This is a genomic window from Streptomyces sp. NPDC022552, from assembly GCF_055561875.1.
Genome location: NZ_JBVHGJ010000008.1, coordinates 84,666 through 101,118, shown reverse-complemented (window position 1 = coordinate 101,118; position 16,453 = coordinate 84,666). Strand labels below are relative to the sequence as shown.

The 16,453-nt window shown below is 70.4% G+C and carries 17 protein-coding genes and 1 riboswitch; of the genes, 11 read left to right on the top strand and 6 right to left on the bottom strand.

All coding sequences use genetic code 11. The features are described from left to right. The first annotated feature begins 197 nt into the window (after positions 1–197). The 6 genes from ACZ3OF_RS21745 to ACZ3OF_RS21720 all read left to right on the top strand — a co-directional run bounded on the left by ACZ3OF_RS21745 (position 198) and on the right by ACZ3OF_RS21720 (position 6,661). Complete coding sequence (locus ACZ3OF_RS21745; protein WP_361672709.1) at positions 198–1,379, top strand: L,D-transpeptidase; 1,182 nt, start codon at positions 198–200, stop codon at positions 1,377–1,379. 184 nt (positions 1,380–1,563) lie between these two features. Next, entirely contained in the window at positions 1,564–2,808 is a 1,245-nt protein-coding gene (locus ACZ3OF_RS21740) for a L,D-transpeptidase (protein WP_361672338.1), read from the top strand. Positions 2,809–2,894: 86 nt separating this feature from the next. Next, positions 2,895–3,662 carry an enoyl-CoA hydratase/isomerase family protein gene (locus tag ACZ3OF_RS21735; RefSeq protein WP_361672335.1) on the top strand — a complete coding sequence of 256 codons (768 nt, stop codon included), beginning with the start codon at positions 2,895–2,897 and terminating at the stop codon, positions 3,660–3,662. A 150-nt stretch (positions 3,663–3,812) separates the two neighbouring features. After that, positions 3,813–4,316, top strand: coding sequence for an ATP-binding protein (locus ACZ3OF_RS21730; RefSeq protein WP_361672332.1), 504 nt, complete (start codon positions 3,813–3,815; stop codon positions 4,314–4,316). Between the two features lie 396 nt (positions 4,317–4,712). Next, on the top strand, positions 4,713–5,474 hold the full coding sequence (locus ACZ3OF_RS21725) for a polysaccharide deacetylase family protein (RefSeq protein ID WP_467306275.1): 762 nt from the start codon (positions 4,713–4,715) through the stop codon (positions 5,472–5,474). Then, complete coding sequence (locus ACZ3OF_RS21720) at positions 5,474–6,661, top strand: YVTN family beta-propeller repeat protein (protein WP_467306274.1); 1,188 nt, start codon at positions 5,474–5,476, stop codon at positions 6,659–6,661. The genes ACZ3OF_RS21725 and ACZ3OF_RS21720 overlap by 1 nt, the downstream gene beginning before the upstream one ends. Here ACZ3OF_RS21720 and ACZ3OF_RS21715 read toward each other — a convergent pair whose 3' ends face one another. Next, positions 6,662–7,300: a GNAT family N-acetyltransferase gene (locus tag ACZ3OF_RS21715; protein ID WP_361672324.1), complete on the bottom strand. Its 639-nt coding sequence runs from the start codon at positions 7,298–7,300 to the stop codon at positions 6,662–6,664. Between the two features lie 94 nt (positions 7,301–7,394). Here ACZ3OF_RS21715 and ACZ3OF_RS21710 point away from each other — a divergent pair, with 94 nt between their 5' ends. Continuing rightward, positions 7,395–7,610 (top strand): EF-hand domain-containing protein, encoded by a 216-nt coding sequence (locus tag ACZ3OF_RS21710; RefSeq protein WP_361434606.1) that lies wholly within the window; start codon positions 7,395–7,397, stop codon positions 7,608–7,610. Between the two features lie 66 nt (positions 7,611–7,676). Here ACZ3OF_RS21710 and ACZ3OF_RS21705 read toward each other — a convergent pair whose 3' ends face one another. The 5 genes from ACZ3OF_RS21705 to gcvT all read right to left on the bottom strand — a co-directional run bounded on the left by ACZ3OF_RS21705 (position 7,677) and on the right by gcvT (position 12,331). After that, positions 7,677–7,832 carry a hydrophobic protein gene (locus ACZ3OF_RS21705; RefSeq protein ID WP_361434605.1) on the bottom strand — a complete coding sequence of 52 codons (156 nt, stop codon included), beginning with the start codon at positions 7,830–7,832 and terminating at the stop codon, positions 7,677–7,679. A 105-nt stretch (positions 7,833–7,937) separates the two neighbouring features. Continuing rightward, positions 7,938–9,308: an L-serine ammonia-lyase gene (locus ACZ3OF_RS21700; RefSeq protein WP_361672321.1), complete on the bottom strand. Its 1,371-nt coding sequence runs from the start codon at positions 9,306–9,308 to the stop codon at positions 7,938–7,940. Between the two features lie 156 nt (positions 9,309–9,464). Further along, positions 9,465–10,724, bottom strand: a complete 1,260-nt coding sequence (gene glyA, locus ACZ3OF_RS21695; protein ID WP_361434603.1) for a serine hydroxymethyltransferase — start codon at positions 10,722–10,724, stop codon at positions 9,465–9,467. Between the two features lie 21 nt (positions 10,725–10,745). Then, positions 10,746–11,126, bottom strand: coding sequence for a glycine cleavage system protein GcvH (gcvH, locus tag ACZ3OF_RS21690; RefSeq protein ID WP_260227860.1), 381 nt, complete (start codon positions 11,124–11,126; stop codon positions 10,746–10,748). 77 nt (positions 11,127–11,203) lie between these two features. Continuing rightward, positions 11,204–12,331 carry a glycine cleavage system aminomethyltransferase GcvT gene (gene gcvT / locus ACZ3OF_RS21685; RefSeq protein WP_361672319.1) on the bottom strand — a complete coding sequence of 376 codons (1,128 nt, stop codon included), beginning with the start codon at positions 12,329–12,331 and terminating at the stop codon, positions 11,204–11,206. A gap of 159 nt (positions 12,332–12,490) precedes the next feature. Continuing rightward, positions 12,491–12,593, bottom strand: a riboswitch (glycine riboswitch). Positions 12,594–12,733: 140 nt separating this feature from the next. Here gcvT and ACZ3OF_RS21680 point away from each other — a divergent pair. The 4 genes from ACZ3OF_RS21680 to ACZ3OF_RS21665 all read left to right on the top strand — a co-directional run bounded on the left by ACZ3OF_RS21680 (position 12,734) and on the right by ACZ3OF_RS21665 (position 16,378). Continuing rightward, entirely contained in the window at positions 12,734–13,405 is a 672-nt protein-coding gene (locus ACZ3OF_RS21680; protein ID WP_361672317.1) for an AAA family ATPase, read from the top strand. Between the two features lie 91 nt (positions 13,406–13,496). Next, a complete protein-coding gene (locus ACZ3OF_RS21675; RefSeq protein ID WP_361672315.1) occupies positions 13,497–14,237 on the top strand; it encodes an enhanced serine sensitivity protein SseB in 741 nt (246 codons plus the stop codon). Between the two features lie 40 nt (positions 14,238–14,277). Beyond that, positions 14,278–15,066 carry an enhanced serine sensitivity protein SseB C-terminal domain-containing protein gene (locus tag ACZ3OF_RS21670; RefSeq protein WP_467306268.1) on the top strand — a complete coding sequence of 263 codons (789 nt, stop codon included), beginning with the start codon at positions 14,278–14,280 and terminating at the stop codon, positions 15,064–15,066. Between the two features lie 310 nt (positions 15,067–15,376). Further along, the gene (locus ACZ3OF_RS21665; protein ID WP_361434598.1) at positions 15,377–16,378 is read left to right on the top strand and encodes an ABC transporter permease; all 1,002 of its coding nucleotides are present in this window, start codon (positions 15,377–15,379) and stop codon (positions 16,376–16,378) included. Positions 16,379–16,453 lie beyond the last annotated feature (75 nt).

Below are 16,453 nucleotides of genomic sequence, written 5' to 3'. Positions count from 1 at the left end.
TCGGGCCCCGTACCGGGCGGACACCGCGGCGTCCCGGCCGCGGCGCCCCGTACGGGGTCCTCCCACCTGTTCTGCCCGTACCGCCGTACTCCCAACATGACCCGCACGCACGTTTCCCCTGGAGGGTGGCCGTCGTTGGGCTGAGCGTGACACTTGTATGGAAGCGGGCGGGTTACGCCCTCGCGGTGGCGGCACTGATGGCGGGCCTGGCGGGCTGCACCGACAAGGGCGACGGCGGCGGCGGTGGTGGCGGCGGTATCGACCTCCCGCTGCCCGGGAAGGCGCGGGCACCGGGTGACGTCATCCGGATCAGCCCCGAGGACGGCAGCAAGGGCGTGCCGGCCGAGGGGCCGATCGAGGTACGGGTCGACAGCGGCCGCCTGGAGCGGGTCACCGTCGTCCGGGTCGAGGACGCGCAGCGGACCCAGGTGGCCGGTGAGATCAGCGAGGACGGGCTGCGCTGGCGGCCCACGGCGGACTCCCGGCTCGCGCTGGCCGCCAAGTACAGCGTGGACGCCGTGGCGCTCGACGCGCACGGCCGGCGCTCCGCCCGGCACTCGACCTTCACCACCGTCGTCCCCGAGAGCCGCTTCATCGGCTACTTCAAGCCGGAGAACCGTTCCACGGTCGGCACGGGCATGATCGTCTCCTTCGGCTTCAACCGGGCCATCGAGAACCGCGAGGCCGTCGAACGGGCCATCAGGATCACCTCCGACCCGCCGGTCGAGGTGGTCGGCCACTGGTTCGGCAAGGAGCGGCTGGACTTCCGCCCCGAGGAGTACTGGCGTCCCGGTACCAAGGTGACGGTCGAGCTGGCGCTGCGTGACCTCGAGGGCGCGCCCGGCGTGTACGGCATCCAGAGCAAGACGGTCGGGTTCACGGTCGGGCGCTCCCAGGTCTCGGTGGTCGACGCGGCCGAGCACACCATGAAGGTCCACCGGGACGGCGAGCTGCTCGCGACCGTGCCCATCACGGCCGGGGCGCCCAAGACGACGACGTACAACGGGAAGATGGTCGTCACGGAGCTGTTCGACGTGACGCGGATGGACGGCAGGACGGTCGGCTTCGGCGGCGAGTACGACATCAAGGACGTGCCGCACGCGATGCGGCTCACCAGCTCCGGAACGTTCCTGCACGGCAACTACTGGGCCGATCCCTCCACGTTCGGCTCGGCCAACGTGAGCCACGGCTGTGTCGGTCTGCGGGACGACAAGGGCGGCAGCCCGGACTCCCCGGCGGGGTGGTTCTTCGACCGTACGCTCATCGGCGACGTCGTCGAGGTGGTCAACTCCCGTGACCGAAAGGTCGCTCCCGACAACGGCCTCGGAGGCTGGAACATGGAGTGGGCGGAGTGGACGGAGGGCTCCGCTCTGCGATGAGCCCGTCGACCCCTCGCCGACCGGTCCCACGTGCACGGTTCCTGGTGCAACTGGGACTGAACGGTGACATTCACGTGGAACTTTCGTGTCCTGCGGTGTGATTATCTATCGCCGTGCGCGCGATGGATGCGCACGGGGGTGCGGGCCGTGGTGAGACCAGGCCGTGCGAGGGGAGACGACCATTTTGAACGGGCAGCCGATATCGGCCGGGGTGGGGCGCGGACGGCGACGCGGGGGCGCGCGTCTGCAGGCTCTGGCTGTGGGGGCGTTGCTCCTGGTCCTGACGGCGTGCGGGGGCGGGGACCCGGCCGACGGGGGCAAGGGCGGGCAGGATCCGGCGCAGGGCGGCAAGCAGGAGATCGCCGCGTCGAAGGCGGTCGTCACGATCGCTCCGAAGGACGGCGCCGACTCGGTCGCCACCAGCGGCGCGCTGAAGGTGACGGCGGAGCAGGGCAAGCTGACGACGGTCACGGTCGCCGACAGCAAGGGCGCCGAGGTCGAGGGCAAGATATCGGCGGACGGCGCCAGCTGGCAGCCCGTCGGCCACCTCGCCGCCGGTACGCAGTACAAGGTCCACGCGGTCGCGCAGGACACCGACGGGCGTGAGTCGGCCAAGGACACCACCTTCACCACGCTCGTCCCGAAGAACACCTTCATCGGCCACTACACGCCCGAGGACGGCTCGACCGTCGGCGTGGGCATGCCGGTCTCCATCCGCTTCACCCGGGGCATCACCGACCCGGAGGCCGTGGAGAAGGCCATCAAGGTCACCGCGACGCCCGCCGTGCAGGTCGAGGGCCACTGGTTCGGCAACGACCGCCTCGACTTCCGCCCGGAGAACTACTGGGCCGCCGGCACCAAGGTGACCGTCGAGCTCAACCTCGACGGTGTCGAGGGCCGCCCCGGCGTCTACGGCAAGCAGAAGAAGAAGGTCTCCTTCACCATCGGCCGCCGCCAGGTCTCCACGGTCGACGCCAGCGCCAAGACCATGAAGGTCGAGCGCGACGGCAAGATCATCAAGACGATCCCGATCACCGCGGGCGCCCCGTCCACGACCACGTACAACGGTCAGATGGTCATCAGCGAGAAGTACAAGGTGACCCGGATGAACGGCGCCACGGTCGGCTTCGGCGGTGAGTACGACATCAAGGACGTGCCGCACGCGATGCGCCTGTCCACCTCGGGCACGTTCGTCCACGGCAACTACTGGGCGTCCTCCGGGACCTTCGGCTCCGCCAACGTCAGCCACGGCTGCGTCGGTCTGCGCGACGCGCGCGGCGCGGGCGACAGCACCACCCCGGCGGCCTGGTTCTACGACCGCTCGCTCATCGGCGACGTGGTGGTCGTGAAGAACTCGAAGGACAAGCAGATCGCTCCGGACAACGGCCTGAACGGCTGGAACATGTCCTGGTCGGAGTGGATCAAGTAGTCCCCGGGCCCGACCGAGCGAGGGACCCGGTGCTGTGAGCAACAGCACCGGGTCCCTTGTCGTTAACGGCGGCTAACCTGCCGGGTATGACTGTGAACCTCGAAGTCGCCGAAGGCGTCGGTACGATCCGCCTCGACCGCCCTCCGATGAACGCCCTCGACATCGCCGTCCAGGACCGGCTGCGCGAGCTGGCCCAGGAGGCGACCGACCGCGACGACGTACGGGCCGTGATCCTGTACGGCGGCGAGAAGGTGTTCGCGGCCGGCGCGGACATCAAGGAGATGCAGGTCATGGACCACGCGGCCATGGTCAAGCGGTCGCGCGCGCTCCAGGACTCCTTCACCGCGATCGCCCGCATCCCCAAGCCCGTCGTCGCCGCGATCACCGGCTACGCCCTGGGCGGAGGCTGCGAACTGACGCTCTGTGCCGACTACCGGATCGCCGCGGACAACGCCAAGCTCGGCCAGCCCGAGATCCTGCTCGGTCTGATCCCGGGCGCCGGCGGCACCCAGCGGCTGTCCCGGTTGATCGGCCCCTCCAAGGCCAAGGACCTCATCTTCACCGGCCGGATGGTCAAGGCCGACGAGGCCCTCGCGCTCGGTCTGGTCGACCGGGTCGTCCCGGCTGCCGAGGTGTACGAGCAGGCGCACGCCTGGGCCGCGAAGCTCGCCCAGGGCCCCGCCATCGCGCTGCGTGCCGCGAAGGAGGCGATCGACCAGGGCCTGGAGACCGACATCGACACCGGGCTCGCGATCGAGCGCACCTGGTTCGCCGGGCTGTTCGCGACCGAGGACCGGGAGCGCGGAATGCGCAGTTTCGTCGAGGAGGGGCCGGGCAAGGCCAAGTTCGTCTGACCGGCGGTGGCGGCGGTCCCCTACCTACTCGCGGGTACCGCCGCCCGCCTCTGGCATATGCCGGAGGAATCATCCGGAATTGTCGATTCCGGGGTATCGAATCCTCCGGAACGGCCACGCGGCCCCTGTCCGTCCGGCCATGATGGGGGCATGGCGGGCCTGGAGGGTGTGGAACAACCGCGGCAGCACGGCGGTGCGACCGCCGCACGGTGGGTACCGACCGTCGAGGACGAACAGGCCCTCAAAGCCCTGGAGTTGTACGGGAATCCGGCCGAGGACGACGTCCGGCTGCCGTCCCGTCCCGAGTCCGCCGCCGTGGCCCGCCGGCTCACCCAGTGTGTCGTGCTGCGTCAGTGGGCGCTGACTCCCCAGATCTCGGAGCACGCCGTCTTACTCGTCTCGGAACTCGTCGGCAACGCGGTCCGGCACACGGGGGCGCGCGTCTTCGCCCTGCGGCTGATGCGCCGCCGCGGCTGGATCCGCGTCGAGGTCCGCGACCCCTCGCGCGGTCTGCCCTGCCTGATGCCCGTCCAGGAGCTGGACATCAGCGGCCGCGGGCTCTTCCTCGTCGACAAGCTCTCCGACCGCTGGGGCGTCGATCTGCAGCCGCGCGGCAAGACCACCTGGTTCGAGATGCGCGTGTCCGACCGCTGACCGACCGCTGACCGCCCGCCCTGGATGCACAGAAGCCCCCGTCCGCCGTCATGCGGCGCCTGGGGGCTTCCGTGAGACGGCCGTGGATCGGGGGGGTGTAATCCACGGCCGTGAAGACGACCTGGCCCGGGTCAATGGGGGTCGTGGCTCCGACTATGGCAGACGGCGGGCCTCGTCGCCAAAAGTCCCTATCAGGCCAAAACCGGTCATACCGGCATAGTTCACCGATGAATCGTTGGTGACATGGAGCACCGCCCTTATAAATACTGAATAAGTATGGCGTTCATCGGGTGTTTCCTCGCCGCGTCCGCATGTCGGACACCCGGGCGCGACCTGTAAACGTCCTGAATTGGCCCAATCGTTACTTTTCGGGCATCCCGCCTCTTTAATGGGCGCGTGACCCTCCCCGACCGCCGTGGCGCACTGCGGGCAGGTGCGGCGGCCGCCCTCGCGGGAGCCCTCACCACCGCCTGCGGTACGGAGACCCGCCGCCCCGCGCCGCGCGGCCCCGCCCCCGCCGCGAAACCCGCCGCCCCGGCCCCCCGCCACTTCCCCGGCCACCCCGCCGAGATCGAGCACGGCCCGCGCGACCGCCCCCGGGTCGCCCTCACCTTCCACGGCCACGGCGACCCCGCCCTCGCCCGCGCCGTGCTCACCGAGGCCGAGAAGGGCGGGGCCAGGGTCACGATCCTCGCCGTGGGGGAGTGGCTCGACCGGTACCCCGAGATCGCCCGCCGGATCCTCGACGGCGGCCACGACCTCGGCAACCACACCCAGCGCCACCTCGACGTCAACGCGATGACCGAGGAGGAGGCGTACGACGAGATCGCCGCCTGCGCCACCCGGCTGCGCCGTCTCACCGGCTCCATCGGCACCTGGTTCCGGCCCTCCCGGACCCGGCACGCGGCCGAGACCGTCCGGCAGGCCGCCGGCCGCGCCGGCTACCCGCACGTCCTCTCGTACGACGTCGACTCCCTCGACCACACCTCGCCCGGCGCCCCGGCCGTCGTCCGCAACGTCAGCGGACAGATCCGGGGCGGATCCGTGGTGAGCCTGCACCTCGGTTATCCGGGCACCCTCGCCGCACTGCCGCCCCTCCTCGCCGACCTCGACCGCCGCGGCCTGCGCGCGGTGACGACCACGGAGCTGCTGACCTGATGCTGCCTCTCACCACGCGTACGAAGAGCCTCCTCGCCGCCGCCCTGCTCACCGCGCTCGCGGGATGCGGCATCGCCGACGAGCCGCCCGAGCCCCGGGGCGGCGCCAAGAAGGAGGCCGCCGCGGTCCCCGCCGCACCGAAGAAGGCCGCCCCCGCCGGACTGCCCGGCATGCCGCCGGTCCTCGACCCCGAGGACATCTACGCGGCGGACCGGCCGGGCATGCTCTCGCCCGTCGTCAAGGACTTCCCGTCCCGGGTCTACGTGCCCAACACCAACTCCAACACGGTCTCGGTCATCGACCCGGCGACGTACAAGGTCGTCGAGACCATCCCGGTCGGCATCCAGCCCCAGCACGTCGTCCCGTCCTGGGACATGAAGACCCTCTGGGTCAACAACAACCGCGGCCACACGCTCACCCCGATCGACCCCGCCACCGGCGTCGCGGGCAAGCCCGTCGAGGTCCACGACCCGTACAACCTGTACTTCACGCCCGACGGCAAGTACGCCGTCGTCATGGCCTCCCTCGACCGTGAGCTGGTCTTCCGCGACCCGCACACCATGGAGCGGAAGAAGACCGTCCCGGTCTCCTGCTACGGCGTCAACCACGCGGACTTCTCCGCGGACGGGCGGTACTTCGTCGTCTCCTGCGAGTTCTCCGGCGAACTCCTGAAGGTCGACACGGCGAAGATGGAGGTCATCGGCCAGCAGAAGCTGCCCTTCCAGGGAGCCATGCCGCAGGACGTGAAGATCTCCCCGGACGGCAAGACCTTCTACATCGCCGACATGATGGCCCACGGCATGTGGGTCCTGGACGGCGAGAAGTTCACCACGCCGCAGCTGATGCCGACCGGCAAGGGAGCCCACGGCCTCTACATCTCCCGCGACTCCAAGGAGATGTACATCCCCAACCGCGGCGAGGGATCCGTCTCGGTCTTCGACTTCGGCCGGAACGAGCTGACGAAGAAGTGGCGTCTGCCGAACGGCGGCTCCCCGGACATGGGCGGAGTCTCCGCCGACGGCAAGGTGCTGTGGCTGTCCGGCCGTTACCACTCCGAGGTCTACGCGATCGACACCACGACCGGCGAGCAGCTCGCCCGCATCCCGGTCGGCGGCGGCCCCCACGGCCTCGCCGTCTACCCCCAGCCCGGCCGCTACTCCCTCGGGCACACGGGCGTCTTCCGCTGATCAGCCCGCGGTCAGCAGGGCCTCGGAGGCCACCGGGCGGTAGCCCGCCGCCTGGAAGACGCGGACACTGCGGGCGTTGCCCGGGGACTGCTGCGCCCACACCACGTCGCCCGGCGTCAGATGCCGGGCGGCGAGGGCCAGCGCCCGGCCGATCCCGCGGTGCCTGACGTCCTCGTCGACCTCGATCGCGGCCTCCCAGCGGCCCGCCACGCCACGTCCCAGGATCACCACCCCGCCGTCGGCGGCCCACACCCGCACGTCGTCGCGGAACTTCAGCGCCCGCGCCACCCGCGGGTGCTCCGGGTCCTCGATCTCCCGCAGCGGCACTTCCGGATCCCCGGGCAGCGCCGTGGCGACCGTCAGCAGGTCGATGGTGTTCATCCGCCGGTCCGTGTGCCGCATCAGGGCCAGCAGGAAGCCCGGGTTCATCGAGGCGGCCAGCGGGTCGCTGGACGTGGCCGCCAGCTCCGCCCGTACCCATGCCGGATCCGCGTCCGTGAAGACCACCGAGTGAGCCGTGAAGGCGAGGACACCGGAGTCCCGGGCGTTCGGCGGCGGTACCACGGTCGTCGAACCGTCCGGCGGTGGGAACTGCCCCCGCGCCGCAGCCGCCAGGATCCGTGCCACGTCGTCGCTCATATCCCCATGATCCGGCATGGCCCGGCGGCCGGACCCGGCGGACCGCCCGATAATCTTTGCTCCGTCATCGAAGCATCGAGAAGGGGCGGAAACAGTGGCGGACATCGAGTCGGCACGCACGGCGTTCGAGCGGTTCGACGTGGACGGGGACGGTCTCATCACGGCCGCCGAGTACAAGAGCGTCATGGCTCAGCTGGGTGACTTCAACGTCACCGAGACGGTCGCCGAGGCGCTCATCAAGCAGCGGGACGACAACGCCGACGGCAAGCTGTCCTGGGACGAGTTCTGGGCGCACCTCAACAAGGCGTGACCCCACCGGAAGACCGGAACGGGACGGGCGGCGAGTCACTCGCCGCCCGTCCGGGCGCTGGTGAGATCACCAGCGGTACCAACGCGACCCGCTGCTGCGCACGAAGAACCCGAGCAGCCACAGGACCAGGACCGCGATGGCGATGAACCACAGCACGTCGAGCGCGAATCCAGCTCCGAAGAGGATGAGAATCACGAGCAGTACGAGAAGCAGCGGAACCATGGCGGCACCTCCGGCATAGGGACTCGCCCGAGCGGGTGCCCCCGATCACGCGTCCCATGCTTCCCGACCGCTCCACGCCCCGGCCGGCCGGGGCGCCCCGCGGCCTCAGCACTCGATGATGTTCACCGCGAGACCGCCGCGCGCGGTCTCCTTGTACTTGACCGACATGTCCGCGCCGGTCTCCTTCATCGTCTTGATGACCTTGTCGAGCGAGACCATGTGGCTGCCGTCGCCGCGCAGCGCCATCTTCGCCGCGGTGACCGCCTTGACCGCCGCCATGCCGTTGCGCTCGATGCACGGGATCTGGACCAGGCCGCCGACCGGGTCGCAGGTCAGGCCCAGGTTGTGCTCCATGCCGATCTCGGCCGCGTTCTCGACCTGCTCGGGGCTGCCGCCCATGACCTCGGCGAGGGCGCCCGCCGCCATCGAGCAGGCCGAGCCGACCTCGCCCTGACAGCCGACCTCGGCGCCGGAGATCGAGGCGTTCTCCTTGAAGAGCATGCCGACCGCGCCAGCCGCGAGGAGGAAGCGGACCACGCCGTCCTCGTCCGCGCCAGGGACGAAGTTCATGTAGTAGTGCAGGACGGCGGGGATGATGCCGGCCGCGCCGTTCGTCGGGGCGGTGACCACGCGGCCGCCCGCGGCGTTCTCCTCGTTCACGGCCATCGCGTAGAGCGTGATCCACTCCATCGCCAGCGACGCCGGGTCGCCCTCGGAGCGCAGCTTGCGGGCCGTGTTCGCGGCGCGGCGGCGGACCTTCAGACCGCCGGGCAGGATGCCCTCGCGGGACATGCCGCGCGAGACACAGGCCTGCATGACCCGCCAGATCTCCAGCAGGCCCGCACGGATCTCGTCCTCGGTGCGCCAGGCCTTCTCGTTCTCCATCATCATCGCGGAGATCGACAGGCCGGTCTCCTTCGCGAGACGGAGCAGCTCGTCGCCCGTACGGAAGGGGTACTTCAGGACGGTGTCGTCCGGGACGATCGGGTTCTCGCCCTGGACGGCGTCCTCGTCGACCACGAAGCCGCCACCGACCGAGTAGTACGTCTTCTCCAGGACGAGCGCGCCCTCCGCGTCGTACGCGAAGATCGTCATGCCGTTGGCGTGGTACGGCAGCGCCTTGCGGCGGTGCAGGATCAGGTCCTCGTCGAAGTCGAAGGGGATCTCGTGCGCCCCGAGCAGGTTGATCCGGCCGCTGGACTTGATCCGCTCGACCTCGTCGTCCGCCGACTCGACGTCGACCGTGCGCGGGGAGTTCCCCTCCAGGCCGAGAAGGACGGCCTTCGGGGTGCCGTGGCCGTGGCCGGTCGCGCCCAGCGAGCCGTACAGCTCGGCGCGTATCGACGCGGTGTGGGCGAGGAGGCCCTCGTTCTTCAGCCGGCGGGCGAACATCCGGGCCGCGCGCATCGGGCCCACGGTGTGGGAGCTGGACGGGCCGATGCCGATCGAGAACAGGTCGAAGACCGAGATGGCCACGGGGAACTCCTTGTGGGGGCTAGACGCCGTTGTCTGCCGGGGTGGTGCAGAACAGCAGGAAGAGCGGAAAGGGGGTGGGGCACCGCGCTCACTGTCCAGTGTGCGCGGTGCCCCGGAGCTTTCGTACGAATGAAACCGGAACTAAAGCGTACGAAATTACTTCAGGCCGGGGTACAGCGGGTGCTTGTCCGCGAGCGCGGTCACCCGGGCCTTGAGCGCCTCGGCGTCGAAGCCGGGCTTCAGGGCCTCCGCGATGATGTCGGCCACCTCACGGAAGTCCTCGGTGCCGAAGCCACGGGTGGCGAGCGCCGGCGTACCGATGCGCAGACCCGAGGTGACCATCGGCGGACGCGGGTCGTTCGGGATCGCGTTCCGGTTGACCGTGATGCCGAGCTCGTGGAGGCGGTCCTCGGCCTGCTGGCCGTCCAGCTCGGAGTTGCGCAGGTCGACCAGGACCAGGTGCACGTCCGTGCCGCCGGACAGGACCGAGACACCGTGCGCGGTGATGTCGTCCTGGACCAGGCGCTCGGCGAGGATCCGGGCGCCGTCGAGCGTGCGCTGCTGGCGCTCCTTGAACTCCTCCGAGGCCGCGATCTTGAACGAGACGGCCTTGGCCGCGATCACGTGCTCCAGCGGGCCGCCCTGGAAGCCGGGGAAGACCGAGGAGTTCATCTTCTTGGCGAAGGCCTGCTTCGCCAGGATGACGCCGCCGCGCGGGCCGCCGAGCGTCTTGTGCGTGGTGGAGGTCACCACGTCCGCGTACTCGACCGGGTTCGGGTGCAGACCGGCCGCGACCAGACCCGCGAAGTGGGCCATGTCGACCCACAGGTATGCCTCGACCTCGTCGGCGATCCGGCGGAACTCGGCGAAGTCCAGCTGACGCGGGTAGGCGGACCAGCCCGCGATGATCACCTTCGGGCGGTGCTCCTTGGCCAGCCGCTCGACCTCGGCCATGTCGACCAGACCGGCCTCGTCCACGTGGTACGCGACCACGTTGAACTGCTTGCCCGAGAAGTTCAGGCGCATGCCGTGGGTCAGGTGACCGCCGTGGGCCAGGTCCAGGCCCAGGATCGTGTCGCCCGGCTGGGCCATCGCGAAGAGCGCGGCCTGGTTCGCGGACGCGCCGGAGTGCGGCTGGACGTTGGCGTACTCGGCGCCGAACAGGTCCTTGATCCGGTCGATGGCGATCTGCTCGGCCACGTCGACGTGCTCACAGCCGCCGTAGTAGCGGCGGCCCGGGTAGCCCTCGGCGTACTTGTTGGTGAGGACCGAGCCCTGGGCCTCCATGACCGACAGCGGAGCGAAGTTCTCCGAGGCGATCATCTCGAGGGTGGACTGCTGGCGGCGGAGCTCGGCGTCGACCGTGGCGGCGACTTCCGGGTCCAGCTCGTGGAGAGGGGTGTTCAGCACAGACATGAATTCGATCCCTAAGGGGTCTCAGTTCCCGGCGGAGAACTCGGCGTACGCGTCGGCGGTCAGCAGGTCGTCCGGCTCTCCGGTGACGCGCACCTTGAACAGCCAGCCACCCTCGAACGGAGCGGTGTTCACCAGCGACGGGTCGTCCACCACGTCCTGGTTGGCCGCCACGACCTCACCGGTGACCGGGGAGTACAGGTCGCTGACGGACTTGGTCGACTCCAGCTCGCCGCAGGTCTCGCCCGCGGTCACCGTGTCACCGACCTCCGGGAGCTGGGCGTAGACGACGTCACCGAGCGCGTTGGCCGCGAACTCCGTGATGCCGACCGTCGCGACGCCGTCCTCGGCGGCCGACAGCCACTCGTGCTCCTTGGTGTAGCGCAGCTGCTGGGGGTTGCTCATGACCTGATTCTCCTGGATCGAGGGAGTGCTGATGAACGTGGGTCTTGCGGGCTGAGACGCGGAGCGGGACGGATGCGTCACTTCTGGCGCTTGTAGAACGGCAGCGCCACGACCTCGTACGGCTCGTGGGTGCCGCGGATGTCCACACCTACACCCTGGGTGCCGGGCTCGGCGTGCGCCGCGTCCACGTACGCCATGGCGATCGGCTTTCCGAGGGTGGGCGACGGGGCACCGGAGGTGACCTCGCCGATGACCTGGCCGTCCGCGACGACGGAGAAGCCGGCACGCGGGACGCGGCGGCCCTCGGCGATCAGGCCGACCAGCTTGCGCGGCGGGGCGGTCTCGGCGCGCTCGGCGGCCTTCTCGAGCGCCTCGCGGCCGACGAAGCGTCCCTCGTTGGTCGTCTTCTCGAACTTCACGACCCGGCCGAGGCCCGCGTCGAAGGGGGTGAGCGAGGTCGTCAGCTCGTGCCCGTACAGCGGCATGCCCGCCTCCAGGCGGAGCGTGTCACGGCAGGACAGGCCGCAGGGGATCAGGCCGACGGGGGCTCCCGCCTCGGTCAGCGCCTTCCAGACGCCCTCGGCGTGCTCGGGCTTCAGGAACAGCTCGAAGCCGTCCTCGCCGGTGTAGCCGGTACGGGCGATCAGCGCGGGGACCCCGGCGACCGTGCCCGGCAGGCCGGCGTAGTACTTCAGGCCGTCCAGGTCGGCGTCGGTGAGCGACTTCAGGATGCCGGGGGACTCCGGGCCCTGGACGGCGAGCAGGGCGTACGCGTCACGGTCGTCGCGCACCTCGGCGTCGAAGCCGGCCGCGCGCGCGGTCAGCGCGTCGAGGACGATCTGCGCGTTGGAGGCGTTGGCGACGACCATGTACTCCTGCTCCTGGAGCCGGTACACGATCAGGTCGTCGAGGATGCCGCCGTCCTCCTGGCAGATCATCGTGTAGCGGGCGCGGCCCACACCGACCGTGGAGATGTTGCCCACCAGGGCGAAGTCGAGGAGCTCGACGGCCTGTGGGCCGGTGACGGTGATCTCGCCCATGTGGGAGAGGTCGAAGAGGCCCGCCTTGGTGCGGACGGCGTTGTGCTCGTCACGCTCACTGCCGTAGCGCAGCGGCATGTCCCAGCCGGCGAAGTCGGTCATGGTGGCGCCCAGGGAGCGATGCAGGGCATCGAGGGCGGTCAGACGGGGGGCAGACGTGCTCATGGGTGGCTCCCGGGTCCCAAGGGCGGAAAACATGACGGGCGAGGACGTCCTCCCCATCTGTCATGGAACCTGAGAGGTTCACCGAGGGCATCTCGTCTCCGAGAGGTCGGCTTGCACCTTGGGTGGGAACGCCGGGGGCGTCCCGCTTTTCAGATCTGCCTCATCCACGCGGTACGGGGCCTGAGAGATTCAAGGGAGGGTCTTGCTCCTTCGGCGCCCGGGGCCCACCGTGGTGGTTCCGGGACTCTCCCGCGCGGATTCGAGCGGCCGGTATGAGGTTGTGTGCGCTTGGCGCGCACATCATTGCACGCGGTGTCCGATCGGCAAATCGCTTGTGACTGATTACCCCTTCTTTACACTTTGTGGGCAGGGGGTCTCCGGGACCCGACAGGGGGAGAAAAGATGACGTTCCAGCACAGCGGCGCGTACGCGACGGGCACGGGCATACCGGCCCAGCGCGCCCGCGCCAGGACACGAAGGCGCCGCTCCGCCGCGCCCCTGCTGCGGGACCTGCGCGAGCGCGGCGGCCGAGGGCCGCGGACGCTCGCCTTCGCCGCCGGGGACCTCGTGGTGGTCTCCGGGCTGCCCGGAAGCGGCAAGTCGACGCTGATGCGGCGCGCGGCCCAGGGGCTGGGCATCGACTCCCAGGACGCCCGCGAGCGCTGGGAGGCCCGGCTGCCCGGCTTCCTGCCGTACGCGACGTACCGGCCGCTGGCCCGGATGGCCCACTACGCCGGGCTGTGGCGGGCGCTGCGCTCCGGGCGGAGCGTGGTCGTCCATGACTGCGGCACCCAGTCCTGGGTGCGGAAATGGCTGGCCCGCGAGGCCCGCCGGCGCGGGCACGCCCTGCACCTGATCCTGCTCGACGTCACCCCCGACACGGCCCGCGCGGGACAGCGCGAGCGCGGCCGCGGAGTCTCCGGGTACGCCTTCGCCCGCCACCGCCGGGCCGTCGGCCGGATGATCGGCTCCGTCGAGTCCGGCCGGCTGCCCCGCGGCTGCGCCTCGGCGACCCTGCTCGACCGGGACGCGGCCGGAGCTCTGCGGACGATCGCGTTCCGTACCGCGCACTGAGTACTTTTGGCCACGACGGCCTCAGGGCGGCGTTAGGGTTCTGCCCCGAGGGCGTCGTGACCAGGGCGCGCGAGAAGGGGAAACGGGAACCGTGGACGTTACGTGGCCGGGCAACGAGCTCGAAGAGGTCCTCGCGGCCTCGCTCGGCAACGCCTCCGCCGGGGGCCGGCTCGTGGAGGTGCTCGGCCGGAGCCCCGTCTGGGTGCCGCTGCCCAACGGCGGCAGCCCCGAGAGCCGGGACCTCGACCTTCCCACGATGGAGATCGACGGACTCCCGTACGTCCCCGTCTTCAGCTCCGAGCAGCAGTTTCTGGCCTGCGTCGGCAGCCATATGTCCTTCACCGTCGCGCCCGCCCGAGAGTTCGCCCGTGGTCTGCCCCCGCAGCTCGGCATCGCCGTGAACCCCGGCGGTACCGTCGGCGCCCCGCTGCCGCCGCCCGCCGTCGCCGAGCTCTGCCGCGTCGGTCGCACCCCGCTGGACGGCCCCGCGAGCGGCGGCCGGGTCCGGCTCTTCGAGCCCGACTGGCAGGACGACCCGGTCGACTTCCTCTCCGCCGCGGCCGCCGAGTTCGAGGCCACCGGCGTCGTCGTCTCCGCCCGCCGCGCCCTGGCCAGCGTCGAGGGCACCGAACCGGCCCTCTTCGTCGGCGTCGAGCTCGTCGCCTGGGAGGGTGTCGACCGGAACGCCCCGCTCGACGCCCTCGGCCGCGCGCTCGGGCGGATCGAGGTCGCCTGGCCGGTCAATCTCATCCTGCTCGACGTCGCGCAGGACCCGGTCGGCGACTGGATGCTGGAGCGGGTGCGCCCCTTCTATCAGCGGGCCTCCCTGTAATTAAGCTGGTGCGGTGGACGGAAGAGGGGCGGGAACCAGGGTGAGCGCGTCAGGCACCGCTGCGGCCGGACAGGTCGAGCACATGCTGCGCCAGGTGGCACCCGGACGCTACGACGCGTACGAGCAGCTGCTGCACGCCCTCGCCGACGGCAGCGTCTGGATGCTGCTCTGGCAGGGCACGCCCGGCGCGCCCGAGGCCCAGTACGGGAACATGGAGGTCGACGGCTTCGGGTACGCCCCGTGCGTCACCTCCGCCCAGGAGCTCGCCGCCTCCGGCTGGACCCGTGCCCACGAGGTGGTCACCGGGCAGGAGATCGCCCGCGCGCTCTACCCCGACCGCTGGGGCATCTGGCTGAATCCGCACGACGCGGGCGGCGGCGTCGGCATCCCCTGGGCCGACCTGCGCCGGATCGCCACCGGTCTCGACCGGATGCCGGCCGGACCGCTGCGGCTCTCCGAGCCCGCCCTGGAAATCCCCCAGTTCTATGCCCTTCTGACCCAGAACGCCCATCGCACCCCGGCCGTCAGGGCGCTGCGCCGCGCCTGGGTGCAGCCGGCGGTGGGATCTCCGTACCTCGCCATCGGTCTCGACCTGTACGACACCTCCGCCGCCTCCGTCGAATCGGTACGGGCGATGATGCGCCAGTCGATCTCCGCCGTACCCGACGGGCTGCCCGTCTCGACGGTCGCGATGTCCGACGCGTACGACCCCGTCGCGATGTGGCTGCGGGCCAACGCGCGGCCGTTCTACGACCGCGACGCGCACGCCGCGCCCGCGCCGCCCGTCCCCGGCTACGGCTACCCTCCGGCCGTGCCCCGCACGTACTGATACGTCCCTTCCGTCACCCCAATTCACTGCTGCATCAGAGGGGTTGGGGCGCATGTCCGTTCTGACCGAATAGCGGGTGACATGGTCCGCTGACGCGTTCCCAGCGTCCGGATAACGGAAGGCAACGAACCGCATCACGGTTGAGCAAACATTCACCGTGAGGTCTGGCGGGTGATCGCGAACCCATTGAAGACTCCCCGGAACACCGGGCGTTCGGCCTCCTGGCCGGTGCCTCGCAGTTGTTCCACCAAGCCGCTACCCGCGGCGGGCAAGGGCCGGCTACCGGCGGCCGAGAGGGGTCCTGACCACGATGACGGCACCACTGCACGAGACGAGTGCGGTCGAGTCGACCACCGCCGTCGACGCCGTGCCCGAGGCGCCAGGCAAGGCGATCGAGGGCCGTTCCCCCTGGCAGATCGCCTGGTTGCGGCTGAAGCGGGACAAGGTCGCCCTCGTGGGCGGCGCGGTCGTGCTGTTCCTGATCCTGGTCGCCATCTGCGCACCGCTCATCGTGGGTCTCCTCGGCCACCCGCCGGACGAGTTCCACGAGGACCAGATCGACCCGCTCTTCGGCACCCCGATCGGCTCCTACGGCGGCATCTCCTCCGACTTCCTGCTCGGAGTCGAGCCGGTCAACGGCCGTGACGTCTTCAGCCGCATCGTCTACGGAGCCCGGATCTCCCTGCTCGTCGCCTTCCTCGCGGCGGTCTTCGCGGTCGTCCTCGGCACGATCCTCGGCATCGTCGCGGGCTACTTCGGCGGCTGGGTCGACGCGGCGCTCAGCCGCGTCATGGACGTCATGCTCGCCTTCCCCCAGCTGCTCTTCACCATCGCCCTGGTCTCCGTGCTCCCCAACGAGCTGCTCGGGATCGAGGGTTCGGGCGTACGCATCGGCGCTCTGGTGGTCGTGATCGGCTTCTTCGGCTGGCCGTACGTCGGCCGCATCGTCCGCGGCCAGACCCTCTCGCTGCGCGAGCGCGAGTACGTGGAGGCCGCCCGCAGCCTGGGCGCCGGCCGGCTCTACATCCTGCGCCGGGAGCTGCTGCCGAACCTGATCGCCCCGATCACGGTGTACGCGACCCTCATGATCCCCACCAACATCCTCACCGAGGCCGCGCTCAGCTTCCTCGGCGCGGGCGTGAAGCCTCCCACCGCTTCCTGGGGACAGATGCTGTCGAAGGCCGTCAACACCTATGAGGCGGATCCGCTCTTCATGGTGTTCCCCGGCCTCGCCATCTTCATCACCGTTCTGGCGTTCAACCTCTTCGGCGACGGCGTGCGCGACGCGCTCGACCCGAAGGGCGCCCGCTGAGCACCCCGCTCGGCACCCACCGACCGCCCGCACGCCCGTACAGACCCCGCCCCTGCCGCTGGTGACAGGAGGCAG

Bases quoted from the DNA above. Each gene is read 5' to 3' on its own strand.
- ACZ3OF_RS21730 (WP_361672332.1), top strand. From the start codon at position 3,813: ATGGCGGGCCTGGAGGGTGTGGAACAACCGCGGCAGCACGGCGGTGCG.
- ACZ3OF_RS21720 (WP_467306274.1), top strand. From the start codon at position 5,474: ATGCTGCCTCTCACCACGCGTACGAAGAGCCTCCTCGCCGCCGCCCTG.
- gcvH (WP_260227860.1), bottom strand. From the start codon at position 11,126: ATGAGCAACCCCCAGCAGCTGCGCTACACCAAGGAGCACGAGTGGCTG.
- ACZ3OF_RS21665 (WP_361434598.1), top strand. From the start codon at position 15,377: ATGACGGCACCACTGCACGAGACGAGTGCGGTCGAGTCGACCACCGCC.
- ACZ3OF_RS21680 (WP_361672317.1), top strand. From the start codon at position 12,734: ATGACGTTCCAGCACAGCGGCGCGTACGCGACGGGCACGGGCATACCG.
- ACZ3OF_RS21705 (WP_361434605.1), bottom strand. From the start codon at position 7,832: ATGGTTCCGCTGCTTCTCGTACTGCTCGTGATTCTCATCCTCTTCGGA.
- ACZ3OF_RS21735 (WP_361672335.1), top strand. From the start codon at position 2,895: ATGACTGTGAACCTCGAAGTCGCCGAAGGCGTCGGTACGATCCGCCTC.
- ACZ3OF_RS21715 (WP_361672324.1), bottom strand. From the start codon at position 7,300: ATGAGCGACGACGTGGCACGGATCCTGGCGGCTGCGGCGCGGGGGCAG.
- gcvT (WP_361672319.1), bottom strand. From the start codon at position 12,331: ATGAGCACGTCTGCCCCCCGTCTGACCGCCCTCGATGCCCTGCATCGC.
- glyA (WP_361434603.1), bottom strand. From the start codon at position 10,724: ATGTCTGTGCTGAACACCCCTCTCCACGAGCTGGACCCGGAAGTCGCC.
- ACZ3OF_RS21745 (WP_361672709.1), top strand. From the start codon at position 198: ATGGCGGGCCTGGCGGGCTGCACCGACAAGGGCGACGGCGGCGGCGGT.